1 protein-coding gene is annotated in these 1,011 nt (G+C 65.3%); it reads left to right on the top strand.

Going from position 1 to position 1,011, the window contains the following annotated elements:
* Positions 1–164: 164 nt before the first annotated feature.
* Complete coding sequence (locus AB0J69_RS61735; protein WP_364138707.1) at positions 165–1,001, top strand: transposase family protein; 837 nt, start codon at positions 165–167, stop codon at positions 999–1,001.
* Positions 1,002–1,011 lie beyond the last annotated feature (10 nt).

The raw sequence follows: 1,011 nt of genomic DNA, 5'->3' as shown, positions 1-1,011 counted from the left end.
TGAGGTGATCTCAGAGAAATAATTCGGGCGATTTGGGGATGTTCGGGACGCCAAAGGTGACGTTTCGGGCCTATCGGGAGAAGCCGTCGAAGGCCGGAGACAGACATGGAGCCTCCGGTAGATGAGTTCTCACCACAAGAACCCCATCGGCCGAAAGGCTCCACGTGATTGCTCATCGTGCCATGCTCGACGTCTCCCGCGCGCTGGTTCATCACGTTGCCCGGTCGCTGCGGGACGAACGCCGGCGGGTGGGCACCCCAAAGGGCAGTCGCGCGCTGACCCCGTTCTGGCAGGCGGTGCTGATCCTGCGCTGGTTTCGGGGTGAGTGCGACATCCCCAAGCTAGGCCGCGATCACCACATCTCCCGGGCCACGGCCTACCGCTACATCGCCGAGGGGATCAACGTCCTCGCAGCTCAAGCCCCCGACCTGCACGAGGCTCTGGACCGCGCCCAAGCCGAAGGGCTGGCCTATGTGATCCTGGACGGCACCCTGATTCCAACCGATCGCTGCGCCGAGCAGACCACCAGTGTCAAGGGCGAGCCCATCGACGCCTGGTACTCCGGTAAGGCCCACCGGCACGCCGGCAACATCCAAGCACTTTCGGCACCCGGCGGGCTTCCCCTGTGGATAGCCGATGTCGAGCCAGGATCGGTCCACGATCTGACCGCCGCTCGCGCACACGTGCTGGGCGCGTTGTACGCCGCGGCCGCCACCGGCCTGCCCACCCTCGCCGACAGCGGCTACGACGGCGCCGGAATCGGCATTCATACGCCGATCAAGCAGCCTGACGGCAACCAGATCCTCAGCCCGGACAATCGCACCTACAACCGGCTCCTACGCGCCCTGCGCTGTCTCGGCGAACGCGGGTTCGCCCTGCTCAAAGGCCGCTGGCGGATCCTCCAGCACATCACCGCCAGCCCCAGCGCAATCGGCGACATCGCACGCGCCGCTCTTGTCCTCACGCATTTCGAGCACAACTACCTACCGGCAATTCGCTGAGATCACGTCA

The organism is Nonomuraea sp. NPDC049709 (assembly GCF_040674815.1).
Classification (GTDB): Bacteria; Actinomycetota; Actinomycetes; order Streptosporangiales; family Streptosporangiaceae; genus Nonomuraea.
This window is presented reverse-complemented; position numbering and strand designations above follow the sequence as displayed.